This window comes from Nitrospira sp., assembly GCA_029194535.1.
In the GTDB taxonomy this organism is placed as follows: Bacteria; Nitrospirota; Nitrospiria; order Nitrospirales; family Nitrospiraceae; genus Nitrospira_C.
The window spans coordinates 1,127,299-1,146,550 of sequence record JARFXR010000002.1; the positions used below are offsets into that span (position 1 = coordinate 1,127,299).

General features: G+C 60.5%; 17 protein-coding genes and 1 tRNA gene. 7 read left to right on the top strand and 11 right to left on the bottom strand.

All coding sequences use genetic code 11. The features are described from left to right. Positions 1–123: 123 nt before the first annotated feature. Positions 124–3,006 (bottom strand): aminomethyl-transferring glycine dehydrogenase, encoded by a 2,883-nt coding sequence (gcvP, locus tag P0111_16850; GenBank protein MDF0645701.1) that lies wholly within the window; start codon positions 3,004–3,006, stop codon positions 124–126. A 155-nt stretch (positions 3,007–3,161) separates the two neighbouring features. Here gcvP and P0111_16855 point away from each other — a divergent pair, with 155 nt between their 5' ends. From P0111_16855 to P0111_16865, 3 genes are all read left to right on the top strand, one after another. Then, positions 3,162–3,833: a response regulator transcription factor gene (locus P0111_16855; GenBank protein ID MDF0645702.1), complete on the top strand. Its 672-nt coding sequence runs from the start codon at positions 3,162–3,164 to the stop codon at positions 3,831–3,833. An 80-nt stretch (positions 3,834–3,913) separates the two neighbouring features. After that, complete coding sequence (locus tag P0111_16860; protein MDF0645703.1) at positions 3,914–5,305, top strand: heavy metal sensor histidine kinase; 1,392 nt, start codon at positions 3,914–3,916, stop codon at positions 5,303–5,305. Between the two features lie 99 nt (positions 5,306–5,404). Continuing rightward, positions 5,405–6,919, top strand: coding sequence for a DegQ family serine endoprotease (locus P0111_16865; protein ID MDF0645704.1), 1,515 nt, complete (start codon positions 5,405–5,407; stop codon positions 6,917–6,919). A 27-nt stretch (positions 6,920–6,946) separates the two neighbouring features. Here P0111_16865 and rimO read toward each other — a convergent pair whose 3' ends face one another. Beyond that, positions 6,947–8,458 carry a 30S ribosomal protein S12 methylthiotransferase RimO gene (gene rimO, locus P0111_16870; GenBank protein ID MDF0645705.1) on the bottom strand — a complete coding sequence of 504 codons (1,512 nt, stop codon included), beginning with the start codon at positions 8,456–8,458 and terminating at the stop codon, positions 6,947–6,949. A gap of 104 nt (positions 8,459–8,562) precedes the next feature. Between rimO and P0111_16875 the strand changes: the two genes are divergently transcribed. Beyond that, positions 8,563–9,078 (top strand): gamma carbonic anhydrase family protein, encoded by a 516-nt coding sequence (locus P0111_16875; protein ID MDF0645706.1) that lies wholly within the window; start codon positions 8,563–8,565, stop codon positions 9,076–9,078. Here the strand turns inward: P0111_16875 and P0111_16880 are convergent. The 5 genes from P0111_16880 to trmFO all read right to left on the bottom strand — a co-directional run bounded on the left by P0111_16880 (position 9,033) and on the right by trmFO (position 13,924). After that, the gene (locus P0111_16880; protein MDF0645707.1) at positions 9,033–9,800 is read right to left on the bottom strand and encodes a hypothetical protein; all 768 of its coding nucleotides are present in this window, start codon (positions 9,798–9,800) and stop codon (positions 9,033–9,035) included. The genes P0111_16875 and P0111_16880 overlap by 46 nt on opposite strands. Continuing rightward, positions 9,797–10,675, bottom strand: coding sequence for a M28 family peptidase (locus P0111_16885; protein MDF0645708.1), 879 nt, complete (start codon positions 10,673–10,675; stop codon positions 9,797–9,799). Before P0111_16885 ends, P0111_16880 begins: the two co-directional genes overlap by 4 nt. A 20-nt stretch (positions 10,676–10,695) precedes the next feature. After that, positions 10,696–11,592, bottom strand: coding sequence for an acetylglutamate kinase (gene argB, locus P0111_16890; protein MDF0645709.1), 897 nt, complete (start codon positions 11,590–11,592; stop codon positions 10,696–10,698). Positions 11,593–11,681: 89 nt separating this feature from the next. Then, positions 11,682–12,635, bottom strand: coding sequence for a tyrosine recombinase XerC (locus tag P0111_16895; protein MDF0645710.1), 954 nt, complete (start codon positions 12,633–12,635; stop codon positions 11,682–11,684). Beyond that, positions 12,608–13,924 carry a methylenetetrahydrofolate--tRNA-(uracil(54)-C(5))-methyltransferase (FADH(2)-oxidizing) TrmFO gene (gene trmFO, locus P0111_16900; GenBank protein MDF0645711.1) on the bottom strand — a complete coding sequence of 439 codons (1,317 nt, stop codon included), beginning with the start codon at positions 13,922–13,924 and terminating at the stop codon, positions 12,608–12,610. The genes P0111_16895 and trmFO overlap by 28 nt, the downstream gene beginning before the upstream one ends. 173 nt (positions 13,925–14,097) lie before the next feature. Here trmFO and P0111_16905 point away from each other — a divergent pair. The 3 genes from P0111_16905 (at position 14,098) to P0111_16915 (ending at position 15,938) form a co-directional block, all read left to right on the top strand. After that, positions 14,098–14,172: transfer RNA gene (locus P0111_16905), tRNA-Val, on the top strand. Between the two features lie 136 nt (positions 14,173–14,308). Continuing rightward, the gene (locus P0111_16910) at positions 14,309–14,644 is read left to right on the top strand and encodes a hypothetical protein (GenBank protein ID MDF0645712.1); all 336 of its coding nucleotides are present in this window, start codon (positions 14,309–14,311) and stop codon (positions 14,642–14,644) included. A 370-nt stretch (positions 14,645–15,014) separates the two neighbouring features. Continuing rightward, entirely contained in the window at positions 15,015–15,938 is a 924-nt protein-coding gene (locus P0111_16915) for a tetratricopeptide repeat protein (GenBank protein MDF0645713.1), read from the top strand. 13 nt (positions 15,939–15,951) lie between these two features. Here the strand turns inward: P0111_16915 and P0111_16920 are convergent, their stop codons facing one another. The 4 genes from P0111_16920 to dnaX form a co-directional block, all read right to left on the bottom strand. Beyond that, on the bottom strand, positions 15,952–16,389 hold the full coding sequence (locus tag P0111_16920; GenBank protein MDF0645714.1) for a TraR/DksA C4-type zinc finger protein: 438 nt from the start codon (positions 16,387–16,389) through the stop codon (positions 15,952–15,954). A gap of 92 nt (positions 16,390–16,481) precedes the next feature. Further along, complete coding sequence (gene recR / locus P0111_16925; GenBank protein MDF0645715.1) at positions 16,482–17,084, bottom strand: recombination mediator RecR; 603 nt, start codon at positions 17,082–17,084, stop codon at positions 16,482–16,484. A 12-nt stretch (positions 17,085–17,096) separates the two neighbouring features. Further along, positions 17,097–17,420, bottom strand: a complete 324-nt coding sequence (locus tag P0111_16930; protein ID MDF0645716.1) for a YbaB/EbfC family nucleoid-associated protein — start codon at positions 17,418–17,420, stop codon at positions 17,097–17,099. Beyond that, on the bottom strand, positions 17,417–19,222 hold the full coding sequence (gene dnaX, locus P0111_16935) for a DNA polymerase III subunit gamma/tau (GenBank protein MDF0645717.1): 1,806 nt from the start codon (positions 19,220–19,222) through the stop codon (positions 17,417–17,419). Before dnaX ends, P0111_16930 begins: the two co-directional genes overlap by 4 nt. Positions 19,223–19,252: the final 30 nt, after the last annotated feature.

Consider the following 19,252-nt stretch of genomic DNA (forward strand, 5'->3'; position numbering starts at 1 on the left):
AGCAAGAGCCGGCGCTCCCTACGGGCTTCGCGGTGAAGTGGAGAGGACCAATCACTGGACTACTGCAAAGCGGGAAGGGCGACGGAGGCATCCGGCGCATGCAGACGGCGGGTTGACCTTACTTCAGTATTGATCCATCGGGGGGCAGGTGCAGACGAGATGGCGGTCGCCGTAGGCCTCGTCGATCCGGCCCACGTACGGCCAGAACTTCCGGTCCCGGACCCATGGCGCGGGATAGGCAGCCTGTTCTCGGCCGTAAGGACGATCCCATTTGGACGTCGTGACCACGGACGCCGTGTGCGGGGCATTCTTGAGGAGGTTATCCGTACGGGGCTGGCGACCATCGATGATGTCTTGAAGCTCCGCGCGAATGAGGATCATCGCATCGCAAAACCGATCCAGCTCGGCTTTTGATTCGCTCTCCGTCGGCTCGATCATCAAGGTGCCGGCGACGGGAAAGGACACCGTCGGCGCGTGGAACCCGTAATCCATCAAACGCTTGGCCACATCCATCGCCTCGACCCCGGCGCTGTCCTTGAACTGGCGGAGGTCCAGGATAAATTCATGCGCCACGAGCCCCGACGCACCGGTGAACAAGATTGGATAGTACTTCTCCAATCGCTTCGCCATGTAATTGGCGTTCAACATCGCGACCTGCGTGGCTTTGGTCAGGCCGTCGCGTCCCATCAAGGCGATGTAGGTCCAGGAGATCGTCAATATGCTGGGACTCCCGTACGGAGCGGCGGAGACGGGACCGATCGATTGAGGACCACCTAACTTTGTGACCGGGTGCCCCGGCAGAAACGGAGCGAGATGCCGCGCCACGCCGATGGGCCCCATGCCGGGGCCGCCGCCACCATGGGGAATGCAAAAGGTCTTATGCAGATTGAGATGGCAAACGTCTGCGCCGATGTCGCCGGGCCGGCAGAGCCCCACCTGCGCGTTCATGTTGGCCCCGTCCATGTACACCTGGCCGCCGTGCGTGTGGACGATCTGGCAGACGCGACGCACCGACGGCTCGAACACTCCATGAGTGGAAGGATACGTCAGCATCAGCGCCGCCAAGCGCTCGCGATGCTGGACCGCTTTCGCCTCCAAATCCGTCAGATCGACGTTCCCCTGTTTGTCGCAAGCCACGGGTACCACCGTAAAACCCACCATGGCCGCGCTGGCTGGATTCGTTCCGTGCGCGGAGACAGGTATCAGACACACGTCGCGATGAAATTCACCCAGGCTTCGATGGTAGGCTCTGATCACCATCAGGCCTGAATATTCTCCTTGGGAACCCGCGTTCGGCTGCAGCGACACCGCGGAGAATCCCGTGATTTCGGCCAGCCAACCCTCCAGTTGGCGAAAAAGTTCCTGATATCCCTTCGACTGCTCGGCCGGGACGAACGGGTGCATGCGGGAGAATTCGGGCCACGTCACCGGCAGCATCTCCGTCGTCGCGTTGAGCTTCATCGTGCAGGACCCCAGGGGGATCATGGAATGGGTCAGCGACAGATCCCGAGACTGCAACCGGTGCAGATAGCGCAGCATCTCATGTTCGGCATGGTATCGATTGAAGACTTCATGAGTCAGATAGGGAGTCATACGAGCCAGGTTGGATGGAAACGACGTCGCCGCACCTCCCGCCAGGTCCGGGACGGTAAACGGCAGCCGCTCGTGTCCCGCAAAAATCTCCATGAGGCGGCGGACTTCGTCCTCTGTGCTCATTTCATCCAGCGACATCCCGAGGGAGTCATCGTCATACCGCCGCAAGTTGATGCGTTGCTCATCGGCTCGAAGCACCACCTGATCTGCCTGCGCTTTTGTCGTTCGTACCCGGAGCGTATCGAAGAAAACCTCGGTGTCGAGCTCGAAATCCAATCGCCGTAGCCCGGCGGCCAACGTGACTGCAAGACTGTGAACGCGCTCGGCGATGCGGCGCAGCCCCTCCGGACCGTGGTAGGCCGCATAGAAGCCCGCCATGATGGCCAGCAGCACCTGAGCGGTGCAGATGTTGCTGGTCGCCTTCTCCCGCCGAATGTGTTGCTCCCGTGTCTGCAACGACAACCGATAGGCCACATGTCCGTCTCGATCCTTGGAAACGCCCACAATCCGACCCGGTATTTGCCGTTTGTATTCCTCCCTGGTCGATAGAAAGGCCGCATGAGGTCCGCCGAATCCGAGCGGCACGCCGAATCGTTGGCAGGAACCCACGGCAATGTCCGCCCCGAATTCTCCGGGCGGCCGAAGCAATGAGAGGGCGAGGAGATCCGTGGCGACCACCACCAGTATGTCCGCCTCATGCGCCCGAGTCACGACGTCGCTGTAGTCCCCGACATACCCGTCGGTGGCGGGATATTGCAGCAGAATGCCGGCGAACTTTTCCTTCCCGAAGTCGATGGCACCGGTCCGTCCCACGTGAAGCGCGATTCCCGACGGTTCGGCCCTGGTCTGCAAGACGGCGATCGTTTGAGGATGGCAGTCCTGTGAGACAAAGAACCCCTGACGGTCCTGTCCGGCACTCCGCGCGACGGCCATGCACATCGCCATCGCTTCGGCTGCCGCCGTCGCCTCGTCCAGCAGAGACGCGTTGGCCAACGGCAGACCGGTCAGATCGGCGACCATGGTCTGAAAATTGAGCAACGCCTCCAGCCGTCCCTGCGCGATCTCGGCCTGATACGGGGTGTACTGCGTGTACCACCCGGGATTCTCCAATACATTTCGCTGGATGACGCCGGGCGTCACGCAGTCGTAGTACCCCATCCCGATCAACGACCGGTACACTCGGTTTTCCGCCGCCAGACCATGCAGATCCTGGAGGGTCGCCCGTTCGCCCCGATTCGACGGCAAGTCCAGACCCCGATTGAGTTGAATATCGCCCGGGACGATGCACTCACTGAGGGTGCGGAGAGATTGATGGCCGAGCAGCGCGAGCATTTCGCGAATATCGGCTTCCGTCGGGCCGAGATGCCGGCGGATAAACGTATCGGTCGATTTCAAGACATCTGGTTCAGACATGGAAGTGATTCGCCCTTCTGAGAGACTCGTCGCGGTTCAGACGTACGGAATGAGGTTATCACGGCGCCCCCTGCTTATCCAAGTGTTCTGTCACGACCATTCCGCGCTTGAAGATCGGGAGCCGGAGGTTTTGATATAATCCACACCCACCAGCCATGCGTATTTTAGTGATCGAAGACGAGACCAAGGTCGGCTGCTTTATCAAGCGCGCGCTCGAAGAGGAGAGTTACGCGGTCGATCTGTGCGAGGACGGCGCCAAGGGGCTCGAAATGGCGCTGGTGACGAGCTATGACACCATCGTCGTCGACCTGATGCTCCCCTCGCTGTCCGGACTGGACATTCTGAGGGCCGTCCGCCGCGAACGGATCCAGACGCCCATTCTCATTCTGACCGCCCAATCCCAAGTTGATCAGCGCGTGGCAGGGCTCGATGCCGGGGCTGACGACTACCTGACGAAGCCCTTTGCCATCGATGAACTGCTCGCGAGAATCCGTGCGCTGCTTCGGCGGGGCGCCACGGATAGCCCCGGAGTACTGCAGGTCGACGATCTGATCCTGAACCCGGCGACGCGTGAAGTCACCAGAGGGGGACAACGCATCGACTTGACCTTGAAGGAATATGCGCTGCTCGAGTATCTCATGCGGCACAGCGGTCGGGTCCTCACCCGTCCCATGATTTCCGAGCACGTGTGGAATCAGGACTTCGATACCTTCACCAACGTCATCGACGTCTATGTGAATTATCTGCGCAACAAGATCGACCGTGGACGTGCGAAAAAACTCATCCATACCATCCGAGGCAGCGGGTACATGCTGAAGGCGGACTAGCAGGACGCTCCAACGGGTTTCCGGCACTTTGGCAGGGCGTTGATCAACCTCTACCTCGACCTCAGCCTAGGAGTCTGTTGATGCCGCTGCGCCTTCGCCTTACGCTGTGGTACGGAAGCGCCTTGGCGCTTGTGCTTATCATCTTCTCGACCGTCCTCTACCTGGTCACCGCCCGCAACCTTCGAGACTCCGTCGATCAATCGCTGGAAGAGACCGCGGCGGCCGCGGTGCGATCGCTGGAGGAACGCGGGTTTCTTCCCTTGATCAACGAAGAAGAGCTGATGTCGCAGTTCCCCGAATTGGCACGCATCGACAAATTCTTCCAGATCTTCAGTCCATCCGGCACCATCACCATCCGCTCGCCGAACGTGAAACAGCACGAGTTGCCCTTGAGCCGCCAAGCCTTGGAGGTGGCTTTTTCGGGGCGGACGATTTTTGAGTCGGCCAAGTATCCGAAGGAACCCCCGCTGCGGCTGATCTCGGTCCCGATCATCTATCGCGGTAACTTGCTCTACATCGTCCAGGTCGGAACGTCCATGGAATCGGTCGAGCAGACCCTGAACCGGCTGTTGCTCGTGCTGTTGGTCACCACGCCCGTCGCCCTGACCGTCTCCCTGGCCGGCGGCTGGTTCCTCGCCGGGCGGGCACTCCGTCCTGTCGACGCCATCACGTTGGCCGCTCAACGGATTGCCGCAGGAGATCTCACCCAACGACTGAACGTTCCCGCGTCGGCCGATGAGATCGGTCGGCTCGCCGACACCTTCAATAACATGATCGCTCGGCTGGAAACGTCCTTTCGCCAGATCCGCCAATTCAGCAGCAACGCATCCCACGAACTGCGAACCCCTTTGACCGTCATGAAGGGAGAGACAGAACTCGCCTTGAGACGGCCTCGCGAGGCGGCGGCCTATACCGTCGTATTGGAAAGCAACTTGGAGGAGATCGATCGCATGACCCGCATCGTCGATGAACTGCTGTTCCTTTCCAGAGCCGACATGGGCGAAGTCAAGATGGAGCACCTGCCGGTCGACCTCGAAGGCTTGCTTGAGGACATCTCACGACAGGCTTCGTTGCTGGGGCAGGAGCGGGACATTCAGGTGGTGCTTGGGCGGATCACGCCCGTCGTCGTACGCGGCGACGAGCTGCGTCTGCGCGAACTGTTCCTGAACCTGGTGGACAATGCGGTGAAATATTCCCGAAAGAGAGGAACGGTCGAGGTGACGATGACGACGGTACCCGAGTTCGCCAAGGTCACCGTCACCGACCAGGGCATCGGCATCGGTCCCGGCGATCTCGAACGCATTTTCGATCGGTTCTATCGCACCGATGACGCGCGTGCACACACCAAGAAAGGCACCGGTCTCGGCCTGTCGATTTGCGCCTGGATCGTCGAGTCGCACCACGGTCGCATTGAGGTGCAGAGTGATCTCGGCAAGGGCTCGACCTTTACCGTCCTGCTGCCTTTCGCTTAACGCCTTTTAATTCCTTCCTAATCCGCTTCTCATTGCCGGTTGTTAGTGTCTTCCTGCGGGTCAACCCATCGTTTGGTCATTATCAGCAAGGAGGTCGCAATGTCCTCGCTTCATGTAGTCAGCAGGAAAGCTGGTCTTGGGGTCGGTATCGTTGTGCTCGGCGCGACCCTGCTCTTGAGCGCTCAGCCGTTCATGGCTTCCCACGCATCGGAATCGCCGGGCGCCGCTGCGGTTGCAACGGCGGCTCCCATGGCACCTCCCGCAGCGGGATTCACAGAGGTGGCCAAAGCCGTGACTCCCGCCGTCGTGAACATCACGACGGTCCTGACGGACAAGGGAGGGGACGGTCGGAACGGCCCGGACGAGTCGCGCGAGCGTATGGAGGAATTTTTCGGCGGTCCGAACGGTCCGTTCGGACCGCGGGGCTTTCGAGGACCTCAAGGCCCTGGTGAGCCGCGAGGCCACCGTGGCGGCGGACAAGGTTCGGGCGTCATCGTCTCGGCCGACGGCTATATTCTGACCAACAATCACGTGATCGACGGAGCCCGAGAAGTCACCGTGACCCTGCCGGACAAACGGGAGTTCAAAGGCAAGATCGTCGGGACCGATCCGAAGACGGACCTCGCGGTCGTCAAGATCGACGCACGGAACCTGCCGACCGTCATCTGGGGAGATGCGTCCAAGTTGCAGGTCGGTGAGTATGTTCTCGCCGTGGGGAATCCCTTCGGTCTCAACTCCACCGTGACGCTCGGCATCGTCAGCGCGTTGGGACGAGGCCGCATGGGTATCACTCAATACGAAGATTTCATTCAAACCGACGCGGCGATCAATCCGGGCAATTCCGGCGGCGCGCTCGTGAACACCAAAGGCGAACTCGTCGGCATCAACACCGCGATCTTTTCCCAGACAGGCGGCTATCAAGGCGTGGGGTTTGCCGTCCCGACCAGCATGAGCAAACCGATTTACGATAGCCTGATCAAAAACGGCAAGGTCGTGCGCGGTTTTCTCGGGATCGGCATTCAGGATTTGAACGGCGACCTGGCTGCATCCTTCGGCATCAAGGACGCCAAGGGCGCGCTGGTCAGCGACGTCAGAGAGGACAGCCCCGCCGACCATGGAGGTCTCAAGCAGGGCGACGTGATCGTCTCCTATCAGGGCTCGCCCGTGGAAGACGCCATGGCGTTGCAGCGGATGGTCACGAGAACGCCGGTCGGCGCCAAGACGATGCTCAAACTCGTCCGCGAAGGTCATGAGCGGGAGGTGACCGTCACGATCGGGGAGCAGCCCGACACGTCAAAGGTCGCCAAAGCGGAATCCGTTGAAAAGGACTACGCCTTCGCCGGCCTGGCCGTGCAGGATCTGGACAGGGAGACGGCCCGAGAATTGGGCCTGAAGGGCAAGGCACAGGGGGTGGTGGTGACCAGCGTCGAGCCGGACAGCGGCGCGGACAAGGCGGGCCTGATGCCGGGCGACGTAATCCGGGAACTCAACCGTCAGCCGATCAAGTCGGTGAAGGAGTTTGAGAAGGTTTCCTCCGCCGTCAAAAAGGGCGACAATATTCTGATCCTCATCAGTCGCCGGGGCAATGCTCTGTTTTTGAGCGCCAAGGTATGAGGACTTCGGCGGGAACGGGGCGCGCCGTCAGCGGGCGCCCCGTTCCCGCACAGTCCGTGCGCGAGGCGCCGGTGAGGGTCGATCGTCGACGATGTGCCCGACGAGATCGTAAATTCCCGAATCGGTGATCTCGACCTTGACCCTGTCTCCGGCCGCGGCGAGCCCGTCATTGATGTACACGACTCCGTCGATCTCCGGTGCCAAACCCTGGTGGCGGCCTTGGAGCAGATGCTCCGTCTCTTCTGAAGGTCCGTCGACCAACACCTCCATCACCGTGCCGATTTTTTCCCGGCTCTTCGCAGCCGCGATGGATTCTTGGATGGCCAGCAATTCGTTGCGGCGTTCTTCCATAGCCGCCCGGTCGACTTTGTCGTCCAGGGCGACCGCGGGAGTGTCTTCCTCATCGGAGTAGAGAAACGCCGCCACCCGATCGAACTCGGTACGCTCCACATAACGCTTGAGCGCGTCAAAATCGGCCTCCGTTTCACCGGGAAACCCGACGATGAACGCCGTTCGAAAAGTCGCGCCGGGAATGCGCCGTCGAATACGTTCCACCAACCGTTCGATTGCCGCACGATCTCCCAACCGATGCATCCGATTCAGCATGCGATCGGTGATATGCTGCAACGGCATGTCGATATATTTCGTGATTTTTTCCTCGCCGGCATAGAGGTCGAGCAACTCATCAGTGACTTGCTGCGGATAGAGGTAGAACGGTCTGATCCAGAGCAGACCGTTCACCTCCACCAACTCCCGCAGGAGCGTCACCAGCCCGTTGCGGAGTGCGAGATCGACGCCGTAGTTGACGGTGTCCTGCGAGATCAGGTTGATCTCTTCCACACCCTCGGACACAAGCCGATGCGCTTCGGCCACAATGGACTCCACCGGCCGGCTGCGCTGCTTCCCTCTCATCAGCGGAATCGCGCAGAACGCGCAGTTGCGGTTACAACCCTCCGCGATCTTGACGTAGGCGCTGTGGCCGGCGCCGAGCCGCAGGCGCGGAGCCAGCTCGTCGTACAAATACGGTGGTTTGCTGAGCCACAAGCGCCGGTGCCGCCGCTTCGGCGCCAGGAGCTCCCGGCAAATCTCGGCGATCCGTCCGAACTCACCCGTTCCCACCACGCCGTCCAATTCCGGCAACTCTTTCAGGAGATCGCCTTGATAGCGTTGCGCCAGACAGCCGGCTGCAATCAGGATCCGACAACTTCCTTTCGTCTTTAACGTGCCGTGTTCGAGAATAGTGTCGATCGATTCCTGCTTGGCCTCCTCGATAAAGCCGCACGTGTTGATGATGACCACCTCGGCCTTCTTCGGATCGGCGGTCAGTTCAAATCCCTCGCGAACGAGCGTCCCGAGCATGATCTCGGAATCGACCTGATTCTTAGAGCAGCCCAAATTGACGAAGCCGATGGTCGTCTTCCGGGGGCTGGCTCCGGGCGACACCTTCCGTGAAGGCCGGTGCCTGTCCCCTTCTGCTGACCCGGCTCCCGCGAGCGGGGATCTCTTCCCTGCGCCGCTGATCTGAATGAGCGATGCCATAGCCGATCAGTCTACGGGACCGCCGAAAAGGCTGTCAAATAGCGCTTGCAGACCGCGGCCGCTTCCCCTATCGTGAGACCATGCTTCGCACCTTCCAAGGAACGATGCCGACCGTTCCCGCCTCCTGCTTCATCGAAGACACCGGGATCGTCATCGGCGACGTCGTGATGGGGGAGGACTGCAGTGTGTGGTTTCATGCCGTCATCCGAGGCGACGTCCACTTCATCCGCATCGGACATCGCACCAACGTTCAAGATCTCTCCATGTTGCACGTCACGCACGACACGCATCCGCTGCTCATCGGCGATGACGTCACGGTCGGCCACAGTGCGGTGCTGCACGGGTGCACAATCAGGGATCGCGTTCTGGTCGGCATGGGATCCATCGTGATGGACGGGGCGGAGATCGGCGAAGATTCCGTCATCGGCGCCGGTTCATTGATCACCGAAGGAACTGTCGTGCCGCCAAAGAGTCTGGTCCTGGGTTCCCCGGCGAAAGTCAAGCGCTCGGTGACGGAGAAGGAATTGGCCTGGATCAGGGAGTCCGCTCAGAACTATGTCAGGTATGCGCGGCTCTACATGGGCGGCGCTTCGACATCGCCGCCCGGCTTCCGCCTGTAGCGATTTGACGGGTTTCTGTTCCGTCGGACTCCGATTTTCATGATACAGATGGGATCCCCGACCAGCGCGGCGGGATACTGGCGCCGCTCCACGAGATAGGGAATCCGATGCCGGTGACACCAATCGGCAATCCAAACCACTTCCTCGACCGACGTGGTCACGACTCCGGGCAATCGCAGTTTAGGCAGGCATCGATCCACGATCGACTGCACGACTCGACGTTCTTTCCCGAACGCGACAGGGTCGAACGTCACGGGATCGGCTCGACCATAGGACAACGGGGCAAGGTGGGGAAATCGCTCGGGGTCGTTCAAGACGCTGACGATCCAGATGTGATCGTAGGAACCTGAGGCCGTCGCCGCATCCGTCGCCCTGAACCGCACGCCGGTTCCGCGGCAGGCGCGATTGAGCGCGGCCACTTCCAGCCGACGAAGATTATGCGCCATGGTCTGGCGTCCCAGTTCAAGGCTTTCCGCCAGCAGCACCGGCAGTTCCGCCACTCCCGCTCCGACGTACAGACTTCGTCCTACCCGAGGCAATCGTGCGACGAGGGCATGGGCCACGCGAAGCCCCAACCTCCGGCAAGGCTCTCGTTTGGCACGCCAGAATTCATCGCCTCCCTCGTAGCAATAGATCGCCCCGAGCGTCCGATATTCTAGACGATCGAACATCCGCCGGATGACCGCCCGGGTCGAGGATCGGATCACTCGACGATTCTTCATTCCGAATCCCGCTCCACGGGCAACTGAGCCATCCCGGCGACGGCGTCGACCACTCGCTCAAGGAAATCGAGATTCAAGGTTTCAATCTCGTCCGTCGGTCGATGATAGTGCGGATTTCTGAAGTTCGCCGTGTCCGTCAGCATGACCGCTGGGAACCCCTCATCCCAAAACGCGGCATGGTCGCTCCGGCGGGTATCGGGCAGTTGTTCTCCGCGCCCCGGTACGATCATGCTTACCGTCTCGAGCACCCGCTCCGGGTTCCGCGCGCTCCTGGCCATGGCGTCGAGCAGGCCACGAGAAGCCTCGTTTCCGACCATGCCGAGAAAATTCCCCACCGTGGGAACCGCGACGGGGATGCCGGGCGGCTGGTGCTGCGATCCCGCCTCGTTCCTCGCGTACCCGACACATTCAAGGATGATCGCTCCGCGGAAGGGGTGCTTCGCCCTTCGAAGCTCGCCCGCAAAGGCCTTGCTCCCGACCAGACCCTCTTCTTCAAGGTTGAAAGCCGCCAGCCAGACGGGCCTGGGTAACGGGACCTTCCGCAGGAGATTCGCCAACTCCAGCAACACGACCAATCCGCTCGCGTTGTCGTCAGCGCCGGGACACCCGACCACGGTGTCGTAATGCGCGCCGATGAGGAGTGGCGCCTCAGTCTGCCGTTCCCGGCGATCGATGGGAGCGGAGACGGCAAGAATGTTGTCGAAGGTTCGGCCTCTTGCGTGAAACGTCCGTCGGGTCGTCGCCCAGCCGTACCTGGAAAATTCGTCTGCCAGGTACTCAGCAGTCTGCCGCAACGCCTGCGGAGCGGTGTCGGGGTGGCGTTCACGCACGAGCGCCCGAAGGTGGCGGAGGATGGTGACGCGCCGGGTCGACACAAGATAGTGATCGCGTCCGCTTACGACGTGATCTCGGTTCCGATGCCTTTGTGGGTAAAGATCTCCAGGAGGACGGCATGCGGGGTCCGCCCGTCGATGATGTGGGCCTTGGCGGCACCCTGCTCGAGGGCATCCAAACAAGCGTGGACTTTCGGAAGCATGCCTTCTGTGATCGTGCCCTTCTTCACCATGCGCTGCACATCTTTCCGGGAAACGGTCGAGAGATGGCGACCGTTCGCATCTCGAATCCCTTTGATGTCCGTCATCATCACCAGTTTCTCGGCGCGCAACGCCCCGGCGATGGCTCCCGCCACCAAATCGGCGTTGATGTTGTAGGTATTTCCTTCTCGATCGGTCCCGATCGGAGCGATCACGGGGATATAATGATCGCCCTGGAGTTTCAGCAGCAGGCTGGGGTCCACCTTTTCAATATCACCGACGAATCCGAAATCGCTTTCGGCGTCGTCTCCGTCAAAATCCCGCTCCAGGCTTTCCGCCCAAGCCTTGGCCGTCAGCGGCTTGCTCAGAATGAGACCACCGTCCTTACCGCTGAGACCGACCGCGCTGCCGCCGTGCCGGGTGATGAGATCGGTGATCTCCATGTTGATCTTTCCCGCCAACACCATTTCCACGATCTCCATCGTGGCCTCGCTGGTCACCCGGACGCCGTGGAGAAACTTGGATTCGATGCCGAGTCGATCGAGCATCTTGTCGATCTGAGGGCCGCCGCCGTGGATGATCACCGGGTTGAGACCGACATACTTGAGAAGCACGACGTCCTGCGCGAACCGTTCTTTGAGCGAGGATTCGATCATCGCATTGCCGCCGTACTTGATCACGACGGTCTTGCCCCGAAACGTGCGGATGTAGGGCAACGCCTCAATCAGGACATTGGCCTTCTTGATCAGCTTGTTCATTCCGTACTCCTCACAGACGGTGGGCGTGTCCTCGGAACGCTACCTTACCACGATCAGCATGACGGACACAGGCCCGACCTCCGGCAATCCTAGCGCCGCCTGGCCGCCTTCCGCTCTTGGCCTGGCGTGGCTGCGTCGGCTCGCGGATGCGCCTTGTCGTAGACGGCCAGGAGTTGGTCCATCGTGACATGCGTATACTTCTGAGTCGTACTCAGCGATGCATGCCCCAACATTTCTTGGATCGACCGCAAATCCGCTCCTTCGTCGAGAAGATGCGTCGCAAACGAATGGCGCAATGTATGGGGGCTGACCGAACCGCCGGTCAAGCCGCTGGAATGCTGCGCCACGATGCGGGCGACGCTCCTGGTCGTCAATCGTCCTCCCAGGCGATTGCGAAACAGGGGCACCCGAGACTGCTTCGAGGAACCGGCCGGTCGCGAGGGAATCGGGGCCTGCTTCAAGTATGCGCCGATCGCTCGAAGCGCCACATCCCCGATCGGCACGAGCCGTTCCTTTTGCCCCTTTCCCCGTAGATGAACGATCCCATCCGAGCGGCGGACATCTTCCAAGTCCAGCGCGACCACCTCGCTGACTCGAGCGCCTGTCGAATAGAGCGTCTCCAGCAGCGCGCAGTCTCTCGCCGATTGCGGGGGGTTGACGGGGGAACCTGTCATCACGGCGGCCGCCTCCTCCTTCGTCAGAACCCGGGGAAGCAGCTTGGGCTGCTTCGGCGTCCGGATATCCTGCGTGGGATCGCGCGTGACGAATCCGTCGCGTACCAGGAATCGGTAGAAGCTCCGGAGACTGGCCAGCTTCCGCGCCAGGGAACTGCGCCGTATCCCGCCTCGATCCAGCCACCGAAGGTAGGCGCGGACGGTCTCGCGGGATAGAGTTCCGGGATCCACGGGGGGCACGGCAAGGCGATGGGCAAGGAGAAAGCTGTGAAATTGACGGAGATCCGACGTATAGCCGCGCAGTGTCTCGGGCGAGGCGCGTCGCTCCGCGCGGAGGAAGGCTATGAAAGCCCGGATTGCGCCATCCATGCGGCAAAGTCCGTCAGCGCACGCTGGGCGATGAGACCACGCTTCTGCGATTTATCCCTCACCACCGCGGCCAGCGGTGGGAAGAGGCCGAAATTCGCGTTCATCGGCTGAAAACGCCCGGGATCTGAGGTGGTGATATGAGCTACGAGACTGCCGTGAGCCGTTGTCGGCGGAGGCGACAGCAAGGCCTCCCCGGCCAACGCGCGAGCCGCGTTGATTCCCGCGAGCCCTCCCATCGCAGCCGAATCCGTATAGCCTTCGACCCCGACCAACTGCCCGGCGAACAGCAACGACTCGCGGGCCTTGAGCTGAAGCGTGTTGCGAAGCAATTGGGGCGCGTTGATAAACGTATTGCGGTGAAGACTGCCATAACGGAGAAATTCCGCTTGTTCCAAGCCCGGTATCATTCGGAACACCCGCTTCTGCTCGCCATAGGTCAACTTCGTCTGGAACCCGACCAGGTTATAACAGGACCCATGGCTGTTCTCCGTGCGCAACTGCACGACTGCGAACGGCCGTCGCCCCGTGCGGGGATCCACGAGTCCCACCGGTTTCATCGGCCCGAACTGCATGGTCAGACGCCCGCGTTCCGCCATGACTTCGATCGGGAGACAGGCCTCGAAATACGGAGTTTTTTCAAATTCCTTCGGCTGCACTTTTTCAGCCGCGAGCAAGGCCTCGTAAAACTTGTCGTACCTCGATTCGTCCATCGGGCAGTTCAGATAGTCGTCTCCCCCCTTCTGGTAGCGCGAAGCACGAAAGACCACCTTCATGTCGATGGAGTCGGCATCGACGATCGGCGAGATCGCGTCATAGAAGTACAGATGGCGTGAGTGGGCGAGGGCTCCGATCGCCCGCGAAAGTTTGTCGGACGTCAACGGTCCCGACGCGATGACACAGACGCAGTCCTGAGGAATCTCGGTGATCTCTTCATGCAGGATCCGAATGTTGGCATGGCTCTCAAGAGCCTGAGTCACGTGGGAGGAAAACCGTTGACGATCGACCGCCAGCGCCGCTCCGGCCGGAACGCGCGCCTGTTCCGCGGCTCGAATCACCAGCGAATCAAGCCGGCGCATTTCCTCCTTCAGGATTCCCGGGGCCGTTGTGGAATCCGCGGATCCAAGCGAGTTCGAGCAGACCAGTTCGGCCAGGCTCCCCGTCTTGTGAGCCGGCGTCATCTCCTTCGGACGCATTTCATAGAGCGTCACTCTGGCACCGCGGTTGGCTGCCTGCCAAGCTGCTTCGGATCCGGCTAACCCGCCGCCAATAATGACGATGTCTTGACGCATGAGAGAGGAGTCCCAAAGAGGGATTTTTAAGGCGGACGCGCATTGTAGGAATCTCATTTTGACGATGTCAAGGCGATCATGCTCCAGATGCCTCGCGAGATCCCGCGAAAACTCGAAGAACAGGCGTTCTTGCGTTGAACGGCGGTCAGGGCCATGCTAGACTCGCGGCCTGTGGGCGATTAGCTCAGTGGCAGAGCGCTTCCTTCACACGGAAGAGGCCACAGGTTCGATACCTGTATCGCCCACCATCTGCTGCGCACGGGGCTGTGCCACTGCCGGTTTGAGCTCTCCCGACCGAAATCTCTCGAATTCTGGACAGATCTCCGGAGGTCGGTTACACTTCAGTTCGTCTACATCGAACTCTACCGACTAAGAGGGATGCACATGAAGACGACAGCTCGTGCCATGGGAGCCCTCCTGCTGCTGGCGCTCGCAGGGTGCACAGCCAACAAACAGACGGTCGATACGAATGGGGATTACGTCGCACCTGCCAGTATCTACAGTGTCATGGACAGTACCTCACTGGTCTACACCGATGTTGCGGCAGGCGCGCCGTTGAACGACCACCCATTGCGGTGGACGGCCTTTGTTATCCATCCAGCCGGGCAGGCGCTTGACTACGGGATCAACCGGCCGATCTTCTACGGCTTGTCGAGCAAGATGCCCTATCTCTTCGGTTACACCAGCGAAGACTCGATGTTGGACAACCAGCGTCGCTGATTCGACTCCCTTCTATTTGTACTAAACGTGTCAGCGCCGTCGGCTCGTTCCTTCAAGGGGACGCAGTCGCCGGCCGTTGTGCGGCTGGCAATCAAGATAGAGTTTCTGTATCCTCGGCTGCATGATTCTTCCGGAAGCGCGCTACGCACCTCCTCGCGGAACCGGTGTCGTTGTCGTATGCCTCGTCGGGCTGGCCTTGTTGCTAGGGGCCTGTGAAACGCCGAATCCACGGCAAGCCAACCTTCCTCCGTCAGAAAGTGACCTTGCACTTCTGAAATCGGAGTCGCTCTGCGAGCGCAAGGAGCATTTTCTCCAACGACACGCGCTCTCGTCCCTGAAAGTGACGCCGTGGGGCACGGGGCAGGAGATCATGGTCCCCGCCGATCAAAGCCCTCTCCACGGCGACGAGTCGTATTTTTTCGACGAAGATGGAATTCTCGCCGGCGTCCTCTACACGTTTCGCAGCGGTCTGGATCTGAAACCGTACCCGACGCTCCGGCATACTCTGTCTCTGCTCAAACCGGTCACGGAATTCTATCTCCACGTTCCGGGCTTGTCGACCGAATCGAGTTTCGATTCTTCCGCCCTCTACGAAACGGGCGACGAGAAAACGACCACGCAGTATCTGGTGATCGGCTTCAGGGAGCACCCGACCTTGTTGCAGGCTTCGGTCACGACCGATCCCTACGTCAGACTTTTCTCTCCCTACCGCCGGGAGTTCCTGGCCCGTCTGAAGTCGACCGGCACCCAGAAAGAAGGACAACGGATCGAACCACAGGGATCAGAGGACAAAGAGCCGTTTGCATCGCTCCAGCAGTTCGCCAGGGGACAGACCGCTCAACTCTCATACTGCGGACCACAGAATTATCGTGTTGCGGCGGATGCCTACCAGAAGGCTATTTCGGGCGGATTCACAAATAAGGTGTGGCAGGCGGAAGTCCACCACAAATACGGTCAAGCGCTCTTTGGACTCGGACAATACGAAAAGGCGAAAAGCGAAATGCTGCAGTCGTTGGCGATCCGGCCCAATACGCCGGATACCTTCAACAATCTCGGCTCGGTATACCTCAAGCTCGGCGACAAGACGGCGGCCCAGACGGCATTCGAAAAAGCCATCATCCTGCGACCCAACTATGCGATCGCTCGCTTCAACCTGGCGGAGACCGTCGAGCCCGTGAATCCTAAACGGGCCCTCACCGAGTATGAGACCTACCTGGCATTGGCGGATGGCATTCCCGAGGAAGCCGACCGCATTGCCCTCGTGCAACAACGCGTCAAAAAATTGAAACACTGACGGGTTGGACCGTTTACCGGCGGGCTTGTTCTTCTTCTTCCTGCAGGGTCTTGCACGCGATACAGAGGGTGGTGACAGGACGGGCCTTCAACCGTTGGTAGGGGATTTCTTCTTCGCACCGTTCGCAGATCCCATAGGTGCTCTTCTTCATCCGTTCCAACGCTTCATCGATTTTCTTGAGGAGCTTCTGTTCGCGCTCCTTGATACGCATCGTAAAATTCTGATCGACCTCGGCCGAAGCCTGGTCGCTGACATCCGGAAACGCCTCTTGACCGTCTCGCTTGGTGAGACCCTCTCCGGCCTCCTCCAAGATGGCAGCCCGCTGTTTTTGGAGTTCCTTGCGTATGGCGGAATACTTCCCGGCGCCGCCGGAAGATTGAACCTTTCGTTTGGGAACGGAAGGTTTCACTGAAGCGCTGCCGGTGCGTCTGACGTGGGGGCGTGCTTTCATACCAAAATTGCTTCCTGACGGCACCAGTACGGACTATACCAGGGGGGCCAAAAGAGGGTCAATGGGACGCGGGAACGCGCGGCGCGGAATTTCTACAGTTCCCGCCGGCCCTCGATGGATTTCAGCAGCGTGACCTCATCGGCATACTCAATATCCATCCCGACCGGGATCCCGTAGGCAATGCGCGAAACCCGAGTTCCCAACGGCTTGAGTTGATTGGTGAGGTAGATCGCCGTGGCCTCTCCTTCGATCGTCGGATTGGTCGCCAGAATCACTTCCACAACGCCCCCCAACTTGACCCGGTCGATGAGTTCCTCGGCGCGAATGTCCGACGGTCCCACGCCGTCGAGCGGCGACAGCGCCCCTAGGAGGACGTGATACAGGCCGCGATACCCTCCCGCACGTTCGATCGCATAGAGCGTACTGGGCTCCTCCACCACCAGGATCCGCGAACGGTCACGCTTCGGGTCGAGACAGAACTCGCACAAATCGCCTTCGGCGATGTTCCGACACTGACGGCAAAACGAAAGGCCGTCTTTGACCGCCCGCACCGCGTCAGCCAATCGCAGCGCGTCGTCTCGCTCAGCCTTCAACAGATGGAACGCCAGTCGTTGAGCAGTCTTCTGTCCGATACCCGGAAGGCGAACCAGCTCCCGAACCAGCCGCGCCAGCAATCCCTGTTGATCGACAGCCATGGTCGTTCGGCCCTAAAACAATCCAGGCATGTTCATGCCGCCGGTCACGGCTTTCATCTGCTCGGCCATCATGTCATGGGCCCTCCGAAGCGCTTCGTTCGTCGCAGCCAAAATCAAATCCTGCAGCATCTCCACGTCGTCGGGCTTGACCGCTTCGGGATTAATGCTGATCCCGACGAGTTGCATGGCGCCATTGGCCGTCACGGTGACGGTCCCGCCGCCAGCGGAACCGGTGGTGGTTTTATTCGCCGCCTCTTCCTGCAGCTTCGCCATTTGCTGCTGCATGGCCTGCGCCTGCTTCATGATGTTGGCCATGTTTCCAAACGGATTCTTCATTCCTCCACCTCTTTCTGCCGCGTCACCGGTCTGACGTCGGTGAGTTCTGCTCCGAAGATTTCCAACGCCCGTTTCACGACCGGATGGGCGCGCGCCTGCTCGAACAGCACCAGCCGCCGATCCTGCTCCCTTGCCGCTCTGATCTGCGCCATCGTGGGCCCCGGCGGAGCCTCCTCCGTCTGCTCAACGATGCGAAGTCGCATCGATTGACCGCTGAGTCTCGTGCAGAGCGCGGTCAGCGCCTGCATGTTGTCCGGTTTCTCAAGCATGGCTCGCGCCACAGTGGCCTGCTTGTCGAATCCGATCGTGATCACGCCGCCCTCAATGCCGACCAAACGCCCTCTCTCGAGAAAGGGTGCGACGTTGGGAAACGCTCGCCCCACTTCGTCCTGGAACTGCTCCCACTCCAGCGTCACCACAACGCCGCTCGGGGGCGATCCAGGTGCCGCCTCTATAGGGGCACGCACGGCGTCCTCTTTTGCATTCGCGGACTGCGCGGACGAAGTCCCCGTCTTTGCCGCAGTAGAGGCAAAGGGGTCTTGTGTGGCCGCCGCTTTGGCCGTTGCGGACACCTGACGTGTCGGCGACGACGCAGGGCCCGCGCGCAGCTCCGGCCCGAGACCTTTCTCCGTACGCGGCGCCGCCGGGATGGGCCGGCGCTCCGCTGCGAGCGGGCGAGCGGGTTGTCCCGCGGATGCTTCGCCTTTTCGAAGGAGGCGGGTCGCCTTCACCGATGCTGTCTCCAGCACGAACCGAGGATGGGCGCTGCTCCGAAGACTATCCTCAGCCTGGGTAAAGATAGCGAAGAGCTGTTGCAGTTGGTCAGGGTTAAACGCACCTTTATCCGACTCGAATTGCGCGAGGTCCTCCGAAGAGGTTTCGATTAACCGCGGCCATTCATGCGGCGCAGTGACCGAGACCACGAGCATGTTTCGCAGGTACTCAACGATCTCCGCGCAATAGGCCCGCAGGTCGTGTCCTCGATCCAACAGGGTCGACAAGACGTGCAGCGCGCCAGCGCTGTCCTGTGCGATAAGGGTTTGGATCATGGCTCGGACCAACTCTTGAGGTACCGCACCCAGCAGGAGTTCGAGATCTGCATGGACAACCGTCTTTCCCCCGAATGCCATCGCCTGGTCGAGTAAACTCAAGGCGTCGCGCATGCTGCCTTCACTGGCCCGAGCCAAGGCTGCGAGACTTCGATCTTCTACCGTAATGCCATCCTGCGCCGCCACGTGAAGAAGCCGCTCCACGATCTCGGTTCGGGCGATCCGCCGAAAATTGTAATGCTGGCAGCGCGACAGGATGGTCGCCGGTATCTTGTGGATTTCCGTGGTCGCGAAGATGAACACTACGTGCCCCGGAGGTTCCTCCAAAGTCTTCAGCAGCGCGTTGAACGCGGAGTTCGACAGCATGTGGACTTCGTCGATGATGTAGATCCGGTACTGTCCTCTGAACGGAGCAAACTTGACGTTTTCCCGGATCTCCCGCACATCGTCCACGCTCGTATTGGAGGCGCCGTCGATCTCGATCACATCGACCGAATTTCCCTGCGCGATCTCGCAGCAATTGACGCAGACGGCACATGGCGAGCCCGTCGGCCCGCGCTCGCAGTTAAGCGCCTTGGCAAGAATCCTGGCAACCGTGGTCTTGCCGACACCTCGTGTCCCGGAAAACAGATAGGCCTGCGCCACCCGCTTCGACTCAATGGCGTTCATCAGCGTCTGCACGACATGCGGCTGACCGATCACATCGTCGAAGGTGCCGGGCCGGTATTTGCGGGCAGAGACTTGGTAATCCATTGCGATTACTCAGTAGCCCTTCCACCACAT

Bases quoted from the DNA above. Each gene is read 5' to 3' on its own strand.
- gcvP (MDF0645701.1), bottom strand. From the start codon at position 3,006: ATGTCTGAACCAGATGTCTTGAAATCGACCGATACGTTTATCCGCCGG.
- P0111_16855 (MDF0645702.1), top strand. From the start codon at position 3,162: ATGCGTATTTTAGTGATCGAAGACGAGACCAAGGTCGGCTGCTTTATC.
- P0111_16860 (MDF0645703.1), top strand. From the start codon at position 3,914: ATGCCGCTGCGCCTTCGCCTTACGCTGTGGTACGGAAGCGCCTTGGCG.
- P0111_16865 (MDF0645704.1), top strand. From the start codon at position 5,405: ATGTCCTCGCTTCATGTAGTCAGCAGGAAAGCTGGTCTTGGGGTCGGT.
- rimO (MDF0645705.1), bottom strand. From the start codon at position 8,458: ATGGCATCGCTCATTCAGATCAGCGGCGCAGGGAAGAGATCCCCGCTC.
- P0111_16875 (MDF0645706.1), top strand. From the start codon at position 8,563: ATGCCGACCGTTCCCGCCTCCTGCTTCATCGAAGACACCGGGATCGTC.
- P0111_16880 (MDF0645707.1), bottom strand. From the start codon at position 9,800: ATGAAGAATCGTCGAGTGATCCGATCCTCGACCCGGGCGGTCATCCGG.
- argB (MDF0645709.1), bottom strand. From the start codon at position 11,592: ATGAACAAGCTGATCAAGAAGGCCAATGTCCTGATTGAGGCGTTGCCC.
- P0111_16895 (MDF0645710.1), bottom strand. From the start codon at position 12,635: ATGGATGGCGCAATCCGGGCTTTCATAGCCTTCCTCCGCGCGGAGCGA.
- trmFO (MDF0645711.1), bottom strand. From the start codon at position 13,924: ATGCGTCAAGACATCGTCATTATTGGCGGCGGGTTAGCCGGATCCGAA.
- P0111_16910 (MDF0645712.1), top strand. From the start codon at position 14,309: ATGAAGACGACAGCTCGTGCCATGGGAGCCCTCCTGCTGCTGGCGCTC.
- P0111_16915 (MDF0645713.1), top strand. From the start codon at position 15,015: ATGGTCCCCGCCGATCAAAGCCCTCTCCACGGCGACGAGTCGTATTTT.
- P0111_16920 (MDF0645714.1), bottom strand. From the start codon at position 16,389: ATGAAAGCACGCCCCCACGTCAGACGCACCGGCAGCGCTTCAGTGAAA.
- recR (MDF0645715.1), bottom strand. From the start codon at position 17,084: ATGGCTGTCGATCAACAGGGATTGCTGGCGCGGCTGGTTCGGGAGCTG.
- P0111_16930 (MDF0645716.1), bottom strand. From the start codon at position 17,420: ATGAAGAATCCGTTTGGAAACATGGCCAACATCATGAAGCAGGCGCAG.
- dnaX (MDF0645717.1), bottom strand. From the start codon at position 19,222: ATGGATTACCAAGTCTCTGCCCGCAAATACCGGCCCGGCACCTTCGAC.